The sequence below is a fragment of the Arthrobacter sp. AK01 genome, assembly GCF_021109375.1.
Taxonomy (GTDB): domain Bacteria; phylum Actinomycetota; class Actinomycetes; order Actinomycetales; family Micrococcaceae; genus Arthrobacter.
In genome coordinates this window covers 54,028-72,642 of record NZ_JAJOHP010000009.1, presented here as the reverse complement: position 1 = coordinate 72,642, position 18,615 = coordinate 54,028, and the positions used below count along the sequence as shown (strand labels likewise).

Sequence of the window (18,615 nt, the reverse complement as noted above, 5' to 3'; positions counted from 1 at the left end):
CCGAAGCCCCTTCAACATCATATGGTGCATCGCGGCCGAATCCCGCTTTCTACGCGCCCGGCCGTGGGGGAGAAGGGCGGCAATAGCATGCTGTCGGATCGCGCGCACGCATATACAGCCCACATGACGATTCCTTTGTGATGGTTGCCACAAAGATTTGTGTTTGATGCTGGCGGCACTACACACTGTGACCACCGACCGATCCACCCGCAATGATGCAGGAGAAGTATGTTTTCGAAAATTCTGGTGGCCAATCGCGGCGAAATCGCGATCAGGGCGTTTCGCGCTGGTTATGAACTTGGCGCCAAGACCGTAGCCGTCTTTCCGCACGAGGACCGTAACTCGATCCACCGGCAGAAGGCCGACGAAGCCTACCTTATCGGCGAGGTGGGCCACCCCGTCCGCGCCTACTTGGACGTAGAGGAGGTTGTCCGCGTCGCCAAAGAAGCCGGCGCAGACGCCATCTACCCCGGCTATGGCTTCCTTTCCGAGAATCCGGACCTCGCCCGCGCAGCACAGGCGGCGGGAATCACGTTCGTGGGTCCGCCTGCGGAGGTACTGGAGCTCGCAGGGAACAAGGTTGCCGCACTCGAAGCCGCCCGCAAGGCCGGTGTTCCGGTCCTGAAATCGAGCAAGCCGTCCAAGGACCTTGACGAGCTCATTGCGGCCGCGGACGAGATCGGGTTCCCCATCTTCGCCAAGGCCGTCGCCGGCGGTGGTGGCCGTGGCATGCGGCGCGTCGAGACGCGCGAAGCCCTGCCCGAGGCACTGCAGTCCGCCATGCGCGAGGCTGATGCGGCTTTTGGCGACCCCACCATGTTCCTCGAGCAGGCCGTGCTGCGTCCCCGCCACATTGAAGTGCAGATCCTGGCGGATGCTGAAGGTAATGTCATGCACCTCTTCGAGCGTGACTGTTCACTGCAGCGCCGCCACCAGAAAGTTGTGGAGATCGCACCGGCGCCGAACCTGGATGAGAACATCCGCCAGGCTCTTTACCGCGATGCCGTGGCCTTCGCGAAGGCCTTGAACTACGTGAACGCAGGAACTGTTGAGTTCCTGGTGGACACTGAGGGTGAGCGCGCCGGCCAGCACGTCTTCATTGAAATGAACCCCCGCATCCAGGTCGAGCACACCGTGACAGAGGAAATCACGGATGTGGACCTCGTGCAGGCGCAGATGCGTATCGCCTCGGGGGAGACCCTCGCGGATCTCGGCCTCAGCCAGGAGACAGTCTCCATCAAGGGCGCCGCTCTTCAGTGCCGCATCACCACCGAAGATCCCGCCAACGGTTTCCGTCCGGACGTCGGAAAGATCACCGGTTACCGCTCTGCCGGCGGCGCCGGTGTAAGGCTCGACGGCGGCACGGTCTACTCGGGTGCCGAGATCAGCCCGCACTTCGACTCCATGCTGGTGAAGCTGACGTGCCGTGGCCGTGACTACCCGGCAGCGGTGGCCCGTGCCCGCCGCGGCCTTGCTGAGTTCCGCATCCGCGGCGTGTCCACCAACATCCCCTTCCTGCAGGCCGTCCTCGCGGATCCGGACTTCAATGCGGGCAACGTGGCCACGGACTTCATTGACAAGCGCCCCGAGCTGCTGAAGTCCCACATCTCGGCCGACCGCGGCACCAAGCTGCTGACATGGCTGGCTGAGGTCACCGTGAACAAGCCGAACGGCGAGCTGACTGTCCACTCGGACCCGGCCAGGAAACTGCCCGTGATCGAAGGGCCGGTTCCCACGTCGGGCTCGCGCCAGAAGCTGAAGGAACTCGGGCCTGAGGGCTTCGCCAAGGCATTGAGGGAGCAGCAGGCCCTGGCAGTCACGGACACCACGTTCCGTGACGCCCACCAGTCGTTGCTGGCAACCCGCGTCCGCACCCGCGACCTCGTAGCGGCCGGTCCGGCCGTCACCGCACTCATGCCGGAACTTCTGTCCGTCGAAGCCTGGGGCGGTGCGACCTACGATGTCGCCCTGCGCTTCCTTGGTGAGGATCCCTGGGACCGCTTGGCGGCGCTGAGGCAGGCACTTCCCAACACTTGCCTCCAGATGCTCCTCCGTGGACGCAATACCGTTGGCTACACGCCATACCCCGAAGAAGTCACTGAAGCTTTCGTCAACGAGGCTGCGGCCACGGGCATCGACATCTTCCGCATCTTCGACGCCCTTAACGACGTGAACCAGATGGCTCCGGCGATCCGGGCAGTGCGTGCGACCGGGACCGCCGTTGCAGAAGTTGCCCTCTGCTACACGGGCAACCTCCTTGACCCCAACGAGGACCTGTACACCCTCGACTACTACCTTGACCTCGCACAGAAGATCGTCGACGCCGGTGCGCACATCCTGGCCATCAAGGACATGGCAGGCCTGCTCCGTCCTGCCGCGGCCGCGAAGCTTGTGGCTGCCTTGCGTGAGCGCTTCGACCTGCCCGTGCACCTCCACACCCATGACACCGCCGGTGGCCAGCTCGCCACCCTCCTGGCGGCCGTGGATGCTGGAGTGGACGCTGTGGACGTCGCTGCTGCCTCCTTGGCGGGTACTACGAGCCAGCCTGCCGCCTCGGCGCTGGTGGCGGCTTTGGCCAACACCCCCCGTGACACAGGCCTCAGCCTTAAGAATGTCGGCGCCATGGAACCTTATTGGGAAGCCGTTCGCCGTGTCTACGCGCCCTTCGAGTCAGGCCTGCCGGGCCCGACAGGACGTGTCTACCAGCACGAAATCCCTGGCGGCCAGTTGTCGAACCTTCGCCAGCAGGCCATCGCGCTTGGCTTGGGTGAGCAGTTCGAAGCAATCGAGGACATGTACACCGCTGCGGACCGCATCCTGGGCCGGCTGGTCAAGGTGACGCCGTCCTCCAAGGTGGTGGGTGATCTTGCACTGCACCTTGTTGGCCTGAATGCCGATCCTGCGGACTTCAACGAGAACCCCCAGAATTACGACATCCCCGACTCCGTCATTGGTTTCCTTTCCGGCGAGCTGGGAGATCCTCCCGGAGGCTGGCCCGAGCCGTTCCGCACCAAGGCCCTCCAAGGCCGCAGCATCAAGGTGCGCGATGTGGACATCAGTGCCGAAGACAGTGCTGCGCTCAAGGGTGACTCCAAGACCCGCCAGCACACGCTGAACCGGTTGCTCTTCGCAGGTCCCACCAAGGACTACTTGAAGAGTGTGGACACCTACGGCAACATTTCCGTGCTGGACACCCGTGACTACCTTTACGGATTCCAGCAAGGCTCAGAGCATGTGATCGAACTGGAGAAGGGCGTCCGACTCATTGCCCAGCTCGAGGCCGTATCCGAAGCCGATGAGAAGGGCATGCGCACGGTGATGTGTACGCTCAACGGCCAGTCCCGTCCCGTGGTTGTCCGTGACCGTTCGGTGGTCAGCAACGTCAAGGCAGCCGAGAAGGCCGATCCTGCCCAGCCCGGCCAGGTGGCTGCCCCGTTCGCGGGTGCCGTGACCGTCACGGTCAAGGCAGGCGATGTGGTCAATGCCGGAGACACCGTTGCGACCATCGAGGCAATGAAGATGGAAGCCTCCATCACGACGCCGGTAGCCGGCACGGTGTCGCGCCTTGCGATCTCGTCGGTGGAGCAGGTCCAGGGCGGCGACTTGCTGTTGGTGATCGGCTAGCTATCCGCTAAAAAAGTACCCCGTCCGGCATGGTCCGGACGGGGTACTTTTTTGTTGTGGTGGCGATTCGCTAGGAAGCGCGGGGCGCCGAGTACATTTCCTCGATCACGGCGTCGAAGTCCTTCATGACCTGTGCACGCTTGACCTTCAGGGAAGGGGTGAGATGGCCGGACGCTTCAGTGAAGTCCGCGGGGACAATCCGGAAGGACTTGATGGCTTCAGCCTGGGACACAGACTGGTTGGCCTTGCTGATGAGCTCCTGTACCGCAGCCTTCACCACAGCGTGGTCAGCCGCTTCGGCCAGCGTGGTGCCTGACGTCAGTCCGTGGCGCTCCAGCCAACCAGGGAGGGCTTCTTCGTCCAAGGTAACCAGCGCGCCGATGAAGGGGCGGTTGTCTCCCACCACCAGTACCTGGGAAACCAAGGCGTCGGCCCGGATCTGGTCCTCCAACAACGCTGGAACCACGTTCTTTCCGCCGGCGGTGACGATGATTTCCTTCTTGCGGCCGGTGATCTTCAGGAAGCCGTTGCTGTCCAGCTCGCCAATGTCGCCGGTACGGAACCAGCCGTCAGCGAAGGTCTCTTCCGTGAGGTCTTCGCGCTTGTAGTAGCCGCGCATGACGCAGACGCCCTTGGCAAGGATCTCGCCGTCGTCGGCAATCTTCACGGAGTTGCCCGGCAGGGGAGCGCCTACTGTGCCAATCCGGATCATGGAGGGGGTGTTGACGGAAATGGGCGCTGTGGTTTCGGTCAACCCGTAACCCTCCAGGATTTGGAGGCCGATGCCCTGGAAGAAGTGGCCGAGGCGCTCACCCAAGGGGCCGCCGCCTGAGACGGCGTGCGCCACGTGGCCGCCCATGGCAGCGCGGAGCTTGCCGTAGACCAGTTTGTCAAAGACAGCGTGCTTGATCTTCAGGCCCAGGCCCAGTGAACCGGACTCACGGGCCTTGGAATAGGCGATCGCCGTGTCCACTGCGCGGTGGAAGATGGCACCCTTGCCGCCGTCCTCGGCCTTGGTCAGCGCGGAGTTGTACACCTTCTCGAAAACGCGGGGTACGGCGAGGATGAAGGTTGGTTGGAAACTCTGGAGGTCGGGTAGCAGATGCTTGATGTCCGGCGTATGGGCAACCTGCACGCCGCCGGCCACAGCCAGGACCGAGATGAAGCGCGCAAAGACGTGGGCCAGGGGGAGGAACATGATCGTTTTGGCCGACTCATTGACGACTTCGGGAAGTGCCACCCGGGCATTCTCGGAAAGTTCCACGAAGTTGCCATGGGTCAGTTCACACCCCTTCGGCCTGCCCGTGGTACCCGAGGTGTAAATGATGGTGGCGAGGTCGGCAAGGCCGGCCGAGGAACGACGGGACTCCAGTTCGTCGTCGGGGACTCCGGCGCCGGCGGCGCGCAAGGCATCAAGTCCGGCGCCTTCAAGTTGCCAGACGTTGGCCACCGAGGTGATGTCCTCCGCGGCCACGGCCTGGCGAATGACGTCCTCATGGTGCGATGCTTCGCCGAAGGCGGCCACGGCGCCTGAGTCACCCAGGTTCCATGCCACTTGCGAAGGGGAGGACGTTTCGTAGATTGGCACCGAGACGGCGCCGGCAAACCAGATGGCGAAGTCCACCAAAGACCATTCGTACCGGGTGCGGGACATAATGCCCACGCGGTCGCCTACGCCGACGCCACTGGCAATAAGGCCTTTTGCCAGAGCCCTCACGTCCTCGAGGAAGTCCGTGGCGCGGATGTCCTGCCATTGTCCGCCGTCGTCCAGTTTGGCAAACAGTGCAGGGTTGGAGGCCTTTTTCGCCTCCCGGATCACGAGGTCCGTGATGTTGGTTTCCGGGGCGATGTTCACGAGGGGAGGAACACTGATTTCACGCACGGTAGCTCCTTTGATATCCACGGGCCACGAGAGGGCTGCTTTCACTCTAGTATGCCCGCTCGCGGAGGTGTGTTCTATTTCACCTACTGGCGAGTAACTTTACGGATGCCCCCTCATTTCAAGCAACTTGGGACCATTCGGGGGGGCTCTTGCCCGTTGGGCAGCATGCGCGCAATAAGATGATGGGATGCCCGCACTACGGTCCACTTTCCGCGCCAGAACCAAGCCAACCGCCACGGCATCGAAGGACGTGCCGTGGGCTGCCCGCCGCAGCCATCTGGGCCGTCGGGGCCTGGCGATCGGCATCGATATCGGCGGCACCAAGGTGGCTGCCGGCGTGGTGGATGCCGGGGGCAGGGTCCTCGCTGAGGCCCGCAGGTCCACTCCCGGTGCTGATCCCCGGGCTGTGGAACAGACCATCGTGGAACTCGTGGATGAGCTCAGCGCCGAACACCGTGTGGCCTCCGTAGGGATCGGCGCCGCAGGGTGGATGGACCTCGACGGCGGCACGGTGCTGTTCAGCCCGCATCTCGCCTGGCGCAACGAACCGCTCCGGGCGAGCCTGCAGAAGCTGCTGAGGCGTCCGGTCCTCCTGACGAACGACGCTGATGCCGCAGCCTGGGCAGAATGGCGCTTCGGTGCCGGCCAGGGCGAGAGCCGCCTGGTGTGCGTCACCTTGGGCACGGGCATTGGCGGTGCCATGGTGATGGATGGCCGGGTGGAACGCGGACGCTACGGGGTGGCGGGCGAATTCGGGCACCAGATCATCTTTCCTGGCGGCCACCGTTGCGAGTGCGGCAACCGAGGGTGCTGGGAGCAGTACGCCTCCGGTAATGCGCTGGGCCGTGAAGCCCGGCAGCTCGTGCGGACCAACTCCCCGGAGGGCCGTGCCCTTCTGAAGAAGGCGGGCGGGACCGCAGACAACCTCACCGGAGCCGCTGTGACGGCCTTGGCCCTTGAAGGCGATGCCACGTCGCGGGAACTCCTGGCAGATCAAGGCGAATGGCTGGGACTGGGATTGGCCAACCTGGCCGCTGCCCTTGACCCGGGGGTGTTCGTGATCGGCGGGGGACTCTGTGATGCCGGGGAATTGCTGGCCGGCCCGGCCCGGGAATCGTTTGCGAAGAACCTCACTGGCAGGGGGTTCCGGCCCATGGCGGGGATTGAGCTCGCGGCGCTCGGTCCACGTGCCGGCATGATCGGCGCTGCGGACCTTTCACGTGTCAGCGGACGCGCCCACAGCTAAACCGTTCGCCGCAGAGGGGGCGTCGGCACTTAGATACGGGCGCCGTCGTCGTCCTCATTCTTTTCCTGCGGAAGCCGCATGATGAGGAAGACCACGGACGCCACGAAGGCGGCCACAATTCCCAGGATCGCAGCGAGCGGCGCTGAGCGCCAGAACATCGCCGTGAAGAGCAACGCAACGGGTCCTCCCACTGCACCGACCCAGGCCAGCATGGTCAGTGGCTCGGTGCCGGCAAGGCTCGGGGGTTCCTCGGGAACGAATGCGTCGTCGTCCTCGACCTCAAAGTCACGTGGGCCTTGCGGCCGACCCGCCGCTTCAGCAGTGGCGGGAACTGCTGCCGGTTCAGGCGCGGTTTCGGAGGGCGGCGTGGACAATCCCAGGGGATCGAAATCCCTGAAGGTTTTGCTGGATTCACGCAGTGCCGGCCCGGCCTCGCCGGGCGATGGCTCCCCATGATCGGACGACGCCGGTTCCTCCACCGTGGAGGACTGCGTCGCTTCCAGCCGGGCCACCAGGTCCAGCCATACAGCGTCGTCGTCCTTATTGGCGCTTTGATCGGCAGAATTCGGATCAGGCCTGTTCATGGGCTGTGTCCTTTTCGGAGGAAGGCCCGTGTCCGGCCAGGGCTGCAACGGTCTTTTGGATGAATTCCACGGTACCCGCGAAGATCTCCGGGGCATCGTTGTCGAGCGTGGCCACGTGGTAGCTGTTGCGCAGGTAGCTGATGTCCACGGGTGCGCTCACCCGGGACCGCAGGAACTCCAGGCTCGCATTCGAGATGACGTTGTCCACGGTTGACTTGTACACCCGGACGGGGGAGCTGATGCGGGGAAGGATCGAGGCAGTGTCCTTATACATCTTTTTCAGTTCGTGTGCTGCCGCTACAGGCGTGCGCGCGTAGGCGCCCTCATCCTGGTCCGGCTTGAGGATGTCGTTGGCAATCGCCGGAGTTGTTTTGACCACATACTTGAGCGCTGCGACGATGACGGCACGCGGATCATCAAGGACCAGCCCAGGGTTGACGACGATAGTGCCAGCCACAGGACGCGTTGCTGCGATCCGCAACGCCAGCGTGCCTCCCATGGACAGGCCCGTGGTGAAGACGTAGTCGCACTCGGCGGCCAACTCAAGGTAGGCCTCATCCACTGCTCTGTGCCATTCCCGCCACGAACGGGTGGCCATGTCCTGCCAGGTGGTACCGTGGCCGGGCAGCAATGGCAGCCTGACGGCATATCCGGCCGCTGCCAAGTGCTCGGCCCAGGGCCTGACGCTGTGCGGGCTTCCTGTAAACCCGTGGGACATGACGACGCCAACGCGCGGCCCTGACCCGTTCCAGCTGCTGAGGAACGGTGAGAAATCCGGAAGCATGTTCATGATGACTCCGAGGCTACTCTGTCGCTGGCGTGCTGACGGAAAAACTCTGCTGATTGTTCGAAAATGGTGGGCGCGTCAACATCAAGCGTGGCAACGTGGCCGCTGTGGGGAAGCGTGACAATTTTCAAGCGGGACGATGCGATGTGCCTGCTGATGGTGGCCACGGAGCTTGGCGGTATGACACCGTCCACTGACGACTTGAACACCAACGCCGGAGCGTCCACCCGGGGCAACCCGCGGGTCGCCGCCCGGAAAAGCTTCTTGAGTTCATGCACCGATTTCAGGGGTGTCTTGGAATAATCGCCGGTCTCGGCGGTCGCCGGGGCTGGTGTGTCCTCCACTATGGGTGTGGTGGTGCGCATGACGTACTTGAGGGCGCCAACATACTTCACCCGGCGGTCGTAGAAGCTGAGGCCAGGGTTGACCAGAACCAGCCCGGGAACATCGTGCAGTGAGGCTACCCGCAGGGCCAGTGCACCTCCCATGGACAGTCCCGCGACAAAGCAGCTCTCAGTCCGAGCTGCGAGGTCCAGGTAGCTCTGTTCAAAGGTCCGGTACCAGTCCTGCCACCGCGTAGTTGCGAGATCCTGCCAACTGGTGCCGTGGCCGGGAAGGAGAGGCACGGAAACAGCGAATCCCTGGGAAGCCAAGTACTCGGCCCAAGGGATCATGCTCAGCGGGCTGCCTGTGAACCCATGGCAGATTGCCACGCCCGTGGAGGCATTGGGTCCATGCCCGGCGTGGTGGAATGCGAGCGGCGCAGCAGGTGAAGGGCGTTCCGTCATGTGTCCCATCGTGTCACTCTTCCGGACATTTCTCACTGGAGTAGGGTTGCTGTTGAATGCCGGCCGGGTTGCCGGAAGCACGTCAGCCGTCGGCCGTGAGAGGACAAACGTGTTCTATTGGGTCATGAAGAGGATCTTTCTGGGTCCCATCCTTAAACTCCTGTTCCGGCCCTGGGTCAAGGGCTTGGACAACGTTCCTGAAAGTGGCGCTGCGATCCTCGCGTCCAACCATTTGTCCTTTTCGGACTCCATCTTCCTGCCCCTCATGGTGCACCGGCCGGTGATCTTCCTGGCCAAGTCCGAATACTTCACTGGAAAGGGACTCAAGGGGCGGCTGACAGCACTGTTCTTCAGGCTGAGCAACCAACTCCCCATGGACCGCTCCGGAGGGGCAGCGTCGGAGATGTCACTGCAGGCAGGCAAGGACGTCCTGACCGCGGGGGGCCTGCTGGGCATCTATCCGGAAGGTACCCGCAGTCCCGATGCCAGGCTCTACCGCGGCAAAGTGGGAGTCGCCAGGCTTGCCCTGCAAACACGTGTGCCCGTAGTGCCGGTGGCCATGATCGGGACTGAGAAGGTCCAGCCCATCGGCAAACGGCTGCCGAGCATCCGTCGGGTCGGCATCATTTTCGGACAACCACTGGACTTCAGCCGCTACTACGGCATGGAGGATGACCGACTGATCCAGCGGGCCGTGACGGATGAAATCATGTATGAACTGATGCGCCTCTCCGGCCAGGAATACGTCGATGAATATGCCGCGGTGGTCAAGGCCCAACTAGCCGGCAAGGGCCCGGAACCTGTCCACAAAGTTGAAGTCGCCGAGGACGCCACCGAAGACATTGCCGACGACAGGGATGAGCCCAGGAGCGGCGGCGACGAATCCCCACGGAAACTGTGACGTCAACGGCAGCATCGGTTACGCCACCGGTCCCGAAACCCTGCCGGAGGCTACTACTCTTGAAGGGTGACTGAGCTAACCGCGAACACCGCATCCTCCGCAACAGATCCCCTCGCCAGCACCGCCCAGAGTGGGGCAGCGAACTATCCCGGGCTCGATGCCTGGCGGGACCTGCCGATTTCCCAGCAGCCCACGTGGTCTGACGCCGACGTGTTCAAGGCTTCCGTCAAGGAGCTTTCGGTGGTGCCGCCCCTGGTTTTCGCCGGGGAAGTCGACGTTCTTCGCGAGCGACTTGCTGCTGCGGCCCAAGGTAAAGCCTTCCTCCTGCAGGGTGGCGACTGCGCCGAGACTTTTGAGGCCGCCACCGCGGACAAGATCAGTGCCCGCGTGAAGACAATCCTCCAGATGGCGGTGGTGCTCACCTACGGCGCGGCTATGCCGGTCATCAAGATGGGCCGCATGGCAGGGCAGTTTGCCAAGCCGCGATCGTCCAATGATGAGACCCGCGACGGCGTGACGCTTCCCGCCTACCGCGGCGACATCGTCAATGGTTACGACTTCACTCCCGAGTCCCGCGCGCATGACGCCGGCCGGATGCTGCAGGCTTACCACACGTCCGCTTCCACGCTGAACCTTATCCGCGCCTTCACCCAGGGCGGCTTTGCCGATCTTCGCCTCGTTCACCAGTGGAACAAGGGCTTTACTGAGAACCCGGCGCACGCGCGCTACGAATCGCTGGCACGCGACATTGACCGTGCCATCAGCTTCATGGAGTCATGCGGCGCCGACTTCGAGGCACTCAAGCGGGTGGAGTTCTTCGCCAGCCACGAGGCACTGCTGCTCGACTACGAACGCGCCCTCACACGCATCGATTCACGCACCGGACTGCCTTACGACACTTCCTCGCATTTCCTGTGGATCGGCGAGCGGACCCGTGAACTGGACCACGCTCACGTGGACTTCCTGTCGCGCGTACGCAATCCGATCGGTGTAAAGCTCGGGCCCACAACCAGCGGCGACGACGCCCTGCGCCTGATCGACAAGCTGGATCCCAACCGGGAACCGGGCCGACTGACGTTCATCACCCGTATGGGTGCCAAGAACATCCGCGAGAAGCTGCCGGCCGTCGTCGAGCGCGTCACTGCCTCGGGCGCGCAGGTTCTGTGGGTGACTGATCCCATGCACGGTAACACCGTCACGTCGCCGAACGGCTACAAGACCCGGAACTTCGACGACGTCATTGATGAGGTCCGTGGCTTCTTCGAGGTCCACCACTCGCTGGGTACCGTTCCAGGTGGCCTCCACGTCGAGATGACCGGTGACGACGTCGCTGAGTGCTTGGGCGGTGCCGACCCGATCGACCAGGACGCCTTCCTGGACCGTTATGAGTCAGTGTGCGATCCCCGCCTGAACCACATGCAGTCCCTTGAGATGGCGTTCCTGGTGGCCGGAGCCCTCTCCAAGCGCTAGAGACACAACAAAGGCGCGGTCCGGATTCCCGGGCCGCGCCTTTCGTCTTCCTGTGTAGGACTAAACGACCGTCAGCGTCACTACAGATCCCTCAGGCACGTCCTTGTCCACCGGATTCTGGTCCCGAACGGTACCAAAGAAACCGCCCAGGATCTCATTCACCTTGACCTCGAACCCCAGCGCTTCCAGTTGCTGCCGGGCCTCCTTGGCTTGCTTTCCGATGAAGCTGGGCACCTTGACCATCTTGGGTCCCTTGGAAACGGTCAGGGTCACGGAATCGCCCTTGACGAGCGTGCCGTTCGCCGGGGCCTGGGCGACAATGGCGCCCTTCGGGACTGTCTTGTCGTTGACAGTCTCCGGAGCGATCACGGCTTTCAGTCCAACGTCCTGGAGGGCTTTGGCGGCTGCGTCCTGGGACAAACCCCGGACGTCGGGAACGGGGATTGGCTGTGGACCCTTGGAAACCGCCAGTGCCACAGGTGTGCCGTGCCGCACCTCGGTGCCCTTGGCAGGATCCTGGGAAATCACGACGCCGGCAGGTACCTTTTCGTCGAAAGCCTCCGTGACGTTGCCCAGCGCCATTTCGGCGGCGTTAAGGGCCGTTTTGGCCTCGTCCAAGGTGCCACCGGTCAGTCCCGGCAGTGCGAAAAGCTGGGCCCCCTTGGAGACCAAGACAGTGATGGGCTGGAACTTCCGTACTTCGGCGCCGGACTCCGGTTCGGTTCCGACGGCCAGCCCGGCCAGGATGTCGTCGTCGAAAACGTCCCGCGGCTCCGACTGGAATCCGGCAGTGCGGAGGAGCTGCTGAGCCTCCGCAACTGTCTTGTTCTTGACGTCGGGTACGGTTCCTGGCGATCCGGGCCCCATGCCGAAGAACCAACCCGCGGAAGCCGCGAGCATTGCCAGGATAACGATCACGATGGTCCAGATCACGCCACGGCGGCGCGGATTGCCCTCCCTGAGCGGGCGAACGGGCGTCGCTGCAGCACGTGCACGGTCTTTGGTCTGTTGCCGTTCGAGGCGCTTCATTTCCCGTTTGCCGGGTTGGCGAAGGTCCTGATCGGCATCCGGACCGGTCGTAACTGCCTTCGACTGCTGAAGGGCCGCCGAACCGGCCGCCATGACGGTGGTGGGGTTGCTCTGGTGGGAGATGAACTCGGTGGGCGACGCCGTTGTTGCCAGCGCCTCCGTTGGATTCCCCGCCGTGCCGGCCATGGGAGTGGTTGGGGACATGGCCGCGGGGGAGAACGGTGCTGGGCTTTGACGATGGTCCAACTGCTCGTCGGTGAGGGTGGTGCGGATGTGGCGGAGTTCGGCCAGCAAGGCAGTTCCATCCACGGGCCGGTTCTCGGCATCTGCTGCCGTGCACCACTGGACCAATTCATCCAGGTCTTCGGCCAGTCCGGGGGCTTCGTCCGAGGGTCGCCCGACCGTTGCATTGACGTGTTGGTATGCCACTTGAATGGGGGAGTCGCCTGCGTAGGGCTGCTTGCCCGTCAACATTTCGTAAAGCATGATGCCGGCCGAGTAGATATCGCTGCGGGCATCTGCGGGTTGTCCCAGGACCAGCTCCGGCGCCAGGTATGCCACAGTTCCAATCAGGGCCCCGGTACTGGTGTTGGCCGAGACAGCCCTGGCCAAGCCGAAATCGCCCACTTTGATCCGTCCGTCATCAGCAATGAGGACGTTTTCCGGCTTGATGTCGCGGTGGATCAACCCGGAGCCGTGGGCCGCGGCCAGGCCTTCGATCACAGGATCTATGAGTGCCAACGCCAGGCGCGGCGGCAGGGCACCTTGCTCGGTGAGGATGTCACGAAGCGTATGCCCCTTGACGTACTCCATGACCAGATACGCGATGTGGCCGTCTTCGCCTTGGTCCAGAACTCCGACAATATGCGGGTGGGACAGGCTTGCGGCGGCTTTGGCTTCGCGGCTCAGCCTTTCCAGGAACGTGGGATCGTTTGCCAGGTGCGGGTGCAGGACTTTGAGGGCCACGTCGCGCTCCAGGCGCTGGTCCGTGGCCAGATAAACAGTGGACATTCCACCCCTCGCGAGGCGGGAGCGGACCAGGTAGCGCCCGTCCACAATGGTCCCGATGAGGTGGTCCTGCGTTGGTTCTTGCACCATACGATCCTAAACGAGGCATGGTAAGGGCCCGAATCCATAAGGGATCCGAGCCCCTTCCGAGGTGCTGTAGAGACCTAACCGAAGGTGCGCTGGCGGGCCTTGATCGATTCGACATAGCGCTTGGTGTCGTCGTACATGCCGTACTTGCTCACCGAGTACTGGCCTTGGTAGTAACCGGCAATCGCGGTGTCCAGGTCCTTGCTCGTGGCAATCAGGGCGCGGATGATTGCCACGCCCGCGGTGGCGTTGTCGTAGGGGTCCAGTAGGTTGAGCTTGCGGCCCACCAGGTCCGAAGCCCATTGGCCGGACGACGGGATGACTTGCATGGTGCCGATCGCGTTTGCGGGTGACACAGCCCGCTGGTCGAAGCCGGATTCCTGCTCGGCGAATGCCATGGCCAGGGAAGGGCTGACGCCCATGCGCCGGGCCGTATCGGCCACGATGCTCTTCATTTCGGCGCGACTGGGAACCGGGGAAGCGTTGAGCAACGCCTTGTTTTCGTTGGCGGAGCTGACAACCGCAGGCGGGTAGGTGAAACCCAGGAACGTGCTGGGGACCAGCGGCTTGGTGTCCCCGGCAGGCTGCAGGCCGGCACCGGGAATGGTCAGCTTCTGGCCCGGGTAGATGACCGTTGTTGCCGTGACATTGTTGGCCGTCATCAGGGCACTGAGGGAAACGCCGTGCCGCGAAGCAATGGAACTGAGGGTGTCACCGGCCTTAATGGTGTACGAGCCTGTGTTTGCCAGCGGAGCGGGTGCAGGAGCGGGTGCTGGAGCCGGAGTAGCTGGCGTCGAGGGCGCGGATCCGCCGCTGACCTTGATCTTCTGCCCCGGATAGATGATGGAGCTCCCGTTGAGGTTGTTCCAACTGAAGATGCTGGACAGTGGTACGCCGTGCTTGGCTGCAATGGCGCCAAGGGTGTCGCCGGATACAACCGTGTAAACCGTTGCGTTGCTGGGGGCGCTTGGGGCTGCCGGGGCGGACGGCTGCGCAGGTGTGGCCGTTGCAGTGCCCGTAAGTTTTATGCTCTGCCCCGGGTAGATCAGGGTGGTGGCAGAGAGCTTGTTCAGCTGGAGCACCGCATTGGTATCAAGGTTGAAGCGGCGGGCGATGGCGCTGATGGTATCGCCGCGGACAATCGTGTACGTGTCCGGTACCGAGGGTGCCATGGGGCGCAACGCGGAGGGCAGGGTGGCAGCAACGGCCTGTGCAGGAATGACGGTGCCCGTCGTGACGGCCTGGGCTTTCATGGCGGCAGCCAGCGTGGCGGGCACTTTACGGGGTTGCGGTGCCTGTGAAGCCATGGACGGTTGGGCCAGGGCAAGCGAGGACAAAACCACGGCGGGAAGCGCAGCCGTGGTTGCCGCGATGACCGGCATGCTCATGGTTCGTTTCGGCGAGCGGGGCGTCGTCATGAAAATGTCCTCATCTCAACAGCGGGGTTGTTTGATGGCGCTGTTGTCAGTGTTACCAATGTTACTGATGTTATCAATGGTGCAAGTGTGATCAGTGTGAATCTCTCACACTTAATGAATCGGCACAACAATTCCTGCCGTTCGGGATTCTTGGAAATCAAATTGTTGGCAATGAAAACGCCGACTTAACGACGGACTCCAAGGTCCGCCGTCGGACTCCGGCTAGGCGCCGGGCAGGGCGGCGTGGCAACCTTGATTCGTGAGTAATGTAGAAAGCCTTGTTTCCGAATGGCTCCCGCTGCCGGATGTCGCCGAGCTGCTGGAAGTTTCCATCACCAAAGTCCACGGACTGTTGGATGAGCGTGCGCTGGTAGCCATCAGGCGGGGAGAACGGAATATCCGCTCAATCCCCGCCCTGTTTATCCAGGATGGGCATGTTGTGGACAGCTTGAAGGGAACCATTGCGGTTCTCAGCGACGCTGGTTACAACGACGAAGAGTTGATCATCTGGCTTTTCACGCCCGACGAATCACTGCGGGGACGGCCCATTGATGCCCTGCGCGAGGGGCGGAAGACAGAGATCAGGCGCCGCGCCCAGTCTTTGGCCTGGTAGCAGCGCCTTCCTGCCTCAGGGATGTATCAAGAACTGAATTAACACGATGACGACGGCGGTTCCCACCGCCGTCGTCTGCTTATGTCCTGCCCGCCCCGGTCCAGGGCGGCGTTGCGGCTTTCGTCAGGCTGCGCGGCTAACGGCAGCCTCGGCAAGCTGGCTCAGTGCCTTCAGCGGGACCTCTTCGAGCGGCAAGCGTTCCAAGGCCTCAAAGGCCTGGTTGCTCAGCGCCGCGATCAGGGATTCCGTGGCGTCCAAGGCGCCGCATTGCACGATGATGCGGCGGATTTCGGCGACATCGGATTCGCCGAGGTCGGGATTGCCCAGCATTCGGTCGAGGTAATCTGCCTCGGTTGCAGTTGCCTGGTTGATGGCAAAGCCAACAAGAACCGTGCGTTTGCCTTCACGCAGGTCATCACCAGCGGGCTTGCCGGTGGTTTCGGGGTCGCCGAAAACGCCAAGCACGTCGTCCCGCATTTGGAACGCCTCGCCAAGGGGCAACGAGAATTGCGAGTAGCTCTCCAAAAGCCTGTCCGGTGCTCCCGCGAGAGCTCCACCCAAGGCCAGCGGGTGCTCAGTGGAGTATTTCGCCGATTTGTACCGGATGATCGATTTTGCGCGGTCCACCGAACCAGCACGGTCACGTACGGGGCCGGCCACCTCTTCAAGGATGTCGAGGTACTGACCTGCCATGACCTCTGCCCTCATCACGTTGAAGATGCGCCGGGCAGGGCTTCCCGATGCAGCCCGGGGCCCTATCTCGGTGAAGGACTCCTCGCTGAAGGACAAACAAAGGTCACCGGTCAGGATGGCGGCAGCGTCCCCGAACCTGCCGCTGTCCAGAGCCCAACCGTTCATCTCGTGGAGTTGGCCGAAACGCTTGTGCACGCTGGGGCCACCCCGGCGGGTATCGGAGCGGTCGATGATGTCGTCATGGATCAGCGCTGCTGCCTGGAAAAGTTCGAGCGCACACCCGGCCGTGACTATATCGGGGTCCTCTGCACGGCCGCCGGCGCCTCTCCAGCCCCAGTAGCACATCAGCGCCCGGAGGCGTTTGCCGCCGGTGACCAGGCTCGAAATTGATCCGATCAGCGGCGAGACGTCCGGAGACACCGTTGCCATGAGGTCCTCTTGCTCCGACAGGAAGCCCTTCAATTTGCCGGCAACGCCGTCGATGAAGTGCGTCTGCTCGGTGGTCACCTGGGCCAAAGCCGTCACTTGATGGACCCGGACGCCACGTTGGCGCCGATGGTGAAGGTGGACACGCCTTCCTTCTGCCGTATGGACACGTTCACGGTCTCGCCGTCGCCACGAATGAAGTCCAGGGAAGTGACGTTGCCTACAGCTTCCGGCCCGGGGACCAGTTTGAAGCCCTGCGCCTCCAATGAAGCCTTGTAGTAGTCCACAACACCCTCCGGCGGAGCTTTGATGGTTCCCACCAGCGCCACAGTTGCCAGGGATGCGCTCTTGTCGAAGCTGCTGGAACGTACCGATGTCTTGGGCATGACCGGAATCAGCTGCTCAGGGAAGCCCGGAACCAGTGCATTCACCGTGGCCGTGGCCCCTGGTGCTGGCGTGGCCGACTCGGTTGACGCCGTTGTCTCGGGCGCGGACGTGGAGTTGGAGGCGGCCGGGGTTGACGTTGCCGAGGCCGTGGAAGCATCCGTGGGGGAGGGCGCAGCCGAACTGCCAGGGGACGGCGTGCAGGCCGAGGCCGCCACAGCGACACTTACTGCGAGCAGGGCAAACCCTCGCGATCGAGGAGTTCCAAAGAGCTTCACAGGGTATCCTTCCGGGGGCTGAGCCTGACTGTGCCTCCAGTTTAGTCAGTGGCCGGGCATAGTATTGCCGATGTGAGGCAGGAAGCATTCGGCGGCGCCCAAAGGGCCGGCCACGAGCCCGCCCGCAGTGCTGCTGAGGCCCTGCGGGAACTGAGGCGAACCAGCATACTTCACGTAGACATGGATGCCTTCTTCGTTTCCGTCGAACTCCGCAGTCGTCCGGACCTTCGGGGAAAACCGGTGATAGTCGGCTTCCCGGCGGAACGGTCGGTGGTGCTTTCAGCTTCCTACGAGGCCCGGGCCACCGGCGTGAAGTCCGCCATGCCCATGTCCATTGCCATGAGGCGGTGCCCTGCCGCGGTGGTCATCGAACCCCGGCACACACTGTATTACCAGGTCTCCGCCCAGCTGATGGAGGTCTTCGCCTCCATTACGGACCTGGTGGAGCCGCTCAGCGTGGACGAAGCCTTTTTGGATGTGGGTGGTGCGATTCGACGGCTCGGCTCACCGCTGGACATCGGCCACCTCATCCGCCGGAGGGTCCAGTCCGAACTGGGCATCACGGCATCAGTAGGAATCGCAGGCACCAAGTTCGTGGCGAAGATCGCATCTACCCGGTGCAAACCCGATGGCATCCTGCAGATCGATGCCGAAGACACCGTCCCCTATCTGCACAGCCTGCCTGTCAACGCACTGTGGGGAGTAGGCGGGAAGACCGCGGAAGTTCTAGCGCGCCTTGGCATTCGAACCGTGGCGGACGTGGCGGCTACGCCCTTGGCTTCCTTGAAGAAGGTCCTCGGCGCCAGCGGAGAGCATGTCCACCGGCTGTCCATGGGGGTCGATCCGCGGCCCGTCACACCCACCAGGCTTGAGAAAAGCATCGGGGCGGAGGAAACATTCTCAGTCGACACCGGGGATGAAGCCCTGTTGCACAGGGAGTTGCTGCGCTTATCGCACCGAACGGCCGGCCGCCTGCGCAGCTCCGGCATGTTGGCCAGGACGGTGGCGTTGAAATTGAGGTACTCGGACTTCTCCACTGTTACGCGAAGCCGGACCGTCCATGCTCCGGTGGACAGTGCGCAGATGATCTACCAAGTGGCAGTGCAGCTGCTGGAGTCGTTGGGCCCCCGGTCCATGAGCGTCCGCCTTGTGGGAGTGCGGGCAGAGCAACTGGAGCCCGTCGGCCAGACCTCCCTGCAGCTGAGCCTGGATCGACGGGACGATAATTGGCGGGCCGCGGAGCAGGCATTGGACCGGGTCTCCGAACGCTTCGGGTCCAAAACGTTGCTTCCTGCCCGGCTTTTGGAACCGGGTAAGCCTCCAGCAGGCACTTAAGGCATGTGAGGTTGGTCCCGCAAGGCCCCGGGCGTCTTTCAGAACGGCGTCCGACAAACTAT

At 63.1% G+C, this 18,615-nt stretch carries 14 protein-coding genes; 6 read left to right on the top strand and 8 right to left on the bottom strand.

Annotated elements, in window-relative coordinates; all coding sequences use genetic code 11:
• The first annotated feature begins 228 nt into the window (after positions 1-228).
• On the top strand, positions 229-3,624 hold the full coding sequence (locus tag LN996_RS04950) for a pyruvate carboxylase (RefSeq protein WP_231339085.1): 3,396 nt from the start codon (positions 229-231) through the stop codon (positions 3,622-3,624).
• A gap of 70 nt (positions 3,625-3,694) precedes the next feature.
• Here LN996_RS04950 and LN996_RS04945 read toward each other — a convergent pair whose 3' ends face one another.
• On the bottom strand, positions 3,695-5,506 hold the full coding sequence (locus LN996_RS04945) for a long-chain fatty acid--CoA ligase (protein ID WP_231339083.1): 1,812 nt from the start codon (positions 5,504-5,506) through the stop codon (positions 3,695-3,697).
• Between the two features lie 187 nt (positions 5,507-5,693).
• Here LN996_RS04945 and LN996_RS04940 point away from each other — a divergent pair, with 187 nt between their 5' ends.
• A complete protein-coding gene (locus tag LN996_RS04940) occupies positions 5,694-6,752 on the top strand; it encodes an ROK family protein (RefSeq protein WP_231339081.1) in 1,059 nt (352 codons plus the stop codon).
• A 29-nt stretch (positions 6,753-6,781) separates the two neighbouring features.
• On the opposite strand, the gene LN996_RS04935 is transcribed toward LN996_RS04940, so the two are convergent.
• From LN996_RS04935 to LN996_RS04925, 3 genes are read right to left on the bottom strand one after another with little or no spacing between them, the layout of a single operon-like run.
• Positions 6,782-7,336, bottom strand: coding sequence for a hypothetical protein (locus LN996_RS04935; protein WP_231339080.1), 555 nt, complete (start codon positions 7,334-7,336; stop codon positions 6,782-6,784).
• Complete coding sequence (locus LN996_RS04930) at positions 7,323-8,126, bottom strand: carboxylesterase (protein WP_231339078.1); 804 nt, start codon at positions 8,124-8,126, stop codon at positions 7,323-7,325. Before LN996_RS04930 ends, LN996_RS04935 begins: the two co-directional genes overlap by 14 nt.
• Entirely contained in the window at positions 8,123-8,911 is a 789-nt protein-coding gene (locus tag LN996_RS04925) for a carboxylesterase (protein WP_231339076.1), read from the bottom strand. Before LN996_RS04925 ends, LN996_RS04930 begins: the two co-directional genes overlap by 4 nt.
• A gap of 109 nt (positions 8,912-9,020) precedes the next feature.
• Here LN996_RS04925 and LN996_RS04920 point away from each other — a divergent pair, with 109 nt between their 5' ends.
• Both LN996_RS04920 and LN996_RS04915 read left to right on the top strand, forming a co-directional pair.
• Positions 9,021-9,812 (top strand): 1-acyl-sn-glycerol-3-phosphate acyltransferase, encoded by a 792-nt coding sequence (locus tag LN996_RS04920; RefSeq protein ID WP_231339123.1) that lies wholly within the window; start codon positions 9,021-9,023, stop codon positions 9,810-9,812.
• Between the two features lie 66 nt (positions 9,813-9,878).
• Positions 9,879-11,282: a class II 3-deoxy-7-phosphoheptulonate synthase gene (locus LN996_RS04915; RefSeq protein ID WP_231339074.1), complete on the top strand. Its 1,404-nt coding sequence runs from the start codon at positions 9,879-9,881 to the stop codon at positions 11,280-11,282.
• A 60-nt stretch (positions 11,283-11,342) separates the two neighbouring features.
• On the opposite strand, the gene pknB is transcribed toward LN996_RS04915, so the two are convergent.
• Together pknB and LN996_RS04905 are read right to left on the bottom strand one after the other, a co-directional pair.
• On the bottom strand, positions 11,343-13,409 hold the full coding sequence (gene pknB / locus LN996_RS04910) for a Stk1 family PASTA domain-containing Ser/Thr kinase (RefSeq protein ID WP_231339072.1): 2,067 nt from the start codon (positions 13,407-13,409) through the stop codon (positions 11,343-11,345).
• 74 nt (positions 13,410-13,483) lie between these two features.
• Positions 13,484-14,824 (bottom strand): LysM peptidoglycan-binding domain-containing protein, encoded by a 1,341-nt coding sequence (locus tag LN996_RS04905; RefSeq protein ID WP_231339070.1) that lies wholly within the window; start codon positions 14,822-14,824, stop codon positions 13,484-13,486.
• Positions 14,825-15,083: 259 nt separating this feature from the next.
• On the opposite strand from LN996_RS04905, the gene LN996_RS04900 reads away from it, so the two are divergent.
• Positions 15,084-15,437, top strand: a complete 354-nt coding sequence (locus tag LN996_RS04900; protein WP_231339069.1) for an Rv2175c family DNA-binding protein — start codon at positions 15,084-15,086, stop codon at positions 15,435-15,437.
• 123 nt (positions 15,438-15,560) lie between these two features.
• Here the strand turns inward: LN996_RS04900 and LN996_RS04895 are convergent, their stop codons facing one another.
• Positions 15,561-16,655 carry a polyprenyl synthetase family protein gene (locus LN996_RS04895; RefSeq protein ID WP_231339067.1) on the bottom strand — a complete coding sequence of 365 codons (1,095 nt, stop codon included), beginning with the start codon at positions 16,653-16,655 and terminating at the stop codon, positions 15,561-15,563.
• Positions 16,652-17,218, bottom strand: a complete 567-nt coding sequence (locus LN996_RS04890; RefSeq protein WP_231339065.1) for a hypothetical protein — start codon at positions 17,216-17,218, stop codon at positions 16,652-16,654. Before LN996_RS04890 ends, LN996_RS04895 begins: the two co-directional genes overlap by 4 nt.
• Positions 17,219-17,290: 72 nt before the next feature.
• Between LN996_RS04890 and dinB the strand changes: the two genes are divergently transcribed.
• Complete coding sequence (gene dinB / locus LN996_RS04885) at positions 17,291-18,553, top strand: DNA polymerase IV (protein WP_231339063.1); 1,263 nt, start codon at positions 17,291-17,293, stop codon at positions 18,551-18,553.
• The last annotated feature ends 62 nt before the right edge of the window (positions 18,554-18,615 follow it).

Coding starts and splice junctions, on each gene's coding strand:
- LN996_RS04950 (WP_231339085.1), top strand. CDS start 229: ATGTTTTCGAAAATTCTGGTGGCCAATCGCGGCGAAATCGCGATCAGG.
- LN996_RS04940 (WP_231339081.1), top strand. CDS start 5,694: ATGCCCGCACTACGGTCCACTTTCCGCGCCAGAACCAAGCCAACCGCC.
- LN996_RS04935 (WP_231339080.1), bottom strand. CDS start 7,336: ATGAACAGGCCTGATCCGAATTCTGCCGATCAAAGCGCCAATAAGGAC.
- LN996_RS04930 (WP_231339078.1), bottom strand. CDS start 8,126: ATGAACATGCTTCCGGATTTCTCACCGTTCCTCAGCAGCTGGAACGGG.
- LN996_RS04925 (WP_231339076.1), bottom strand. CDS start 8,911: ATGACGGAACGCCCTTCACCTGCTGCGCCGCTCGCATTCCACCACGCC.
- pknB (WP_231339072.1), bottom strand. CDS start 13,409: ATGGTGCAAGAACCAACGCAGGACCACCTCATCGGGACCATTGTGGAC.
- LN996_RS04905 (WP_231339070.1), bottom strand. CDS start 14,824: ATGACGACGCCCCGCTCGCCGAAACGAACCATGAGCATGCCGGTCATC.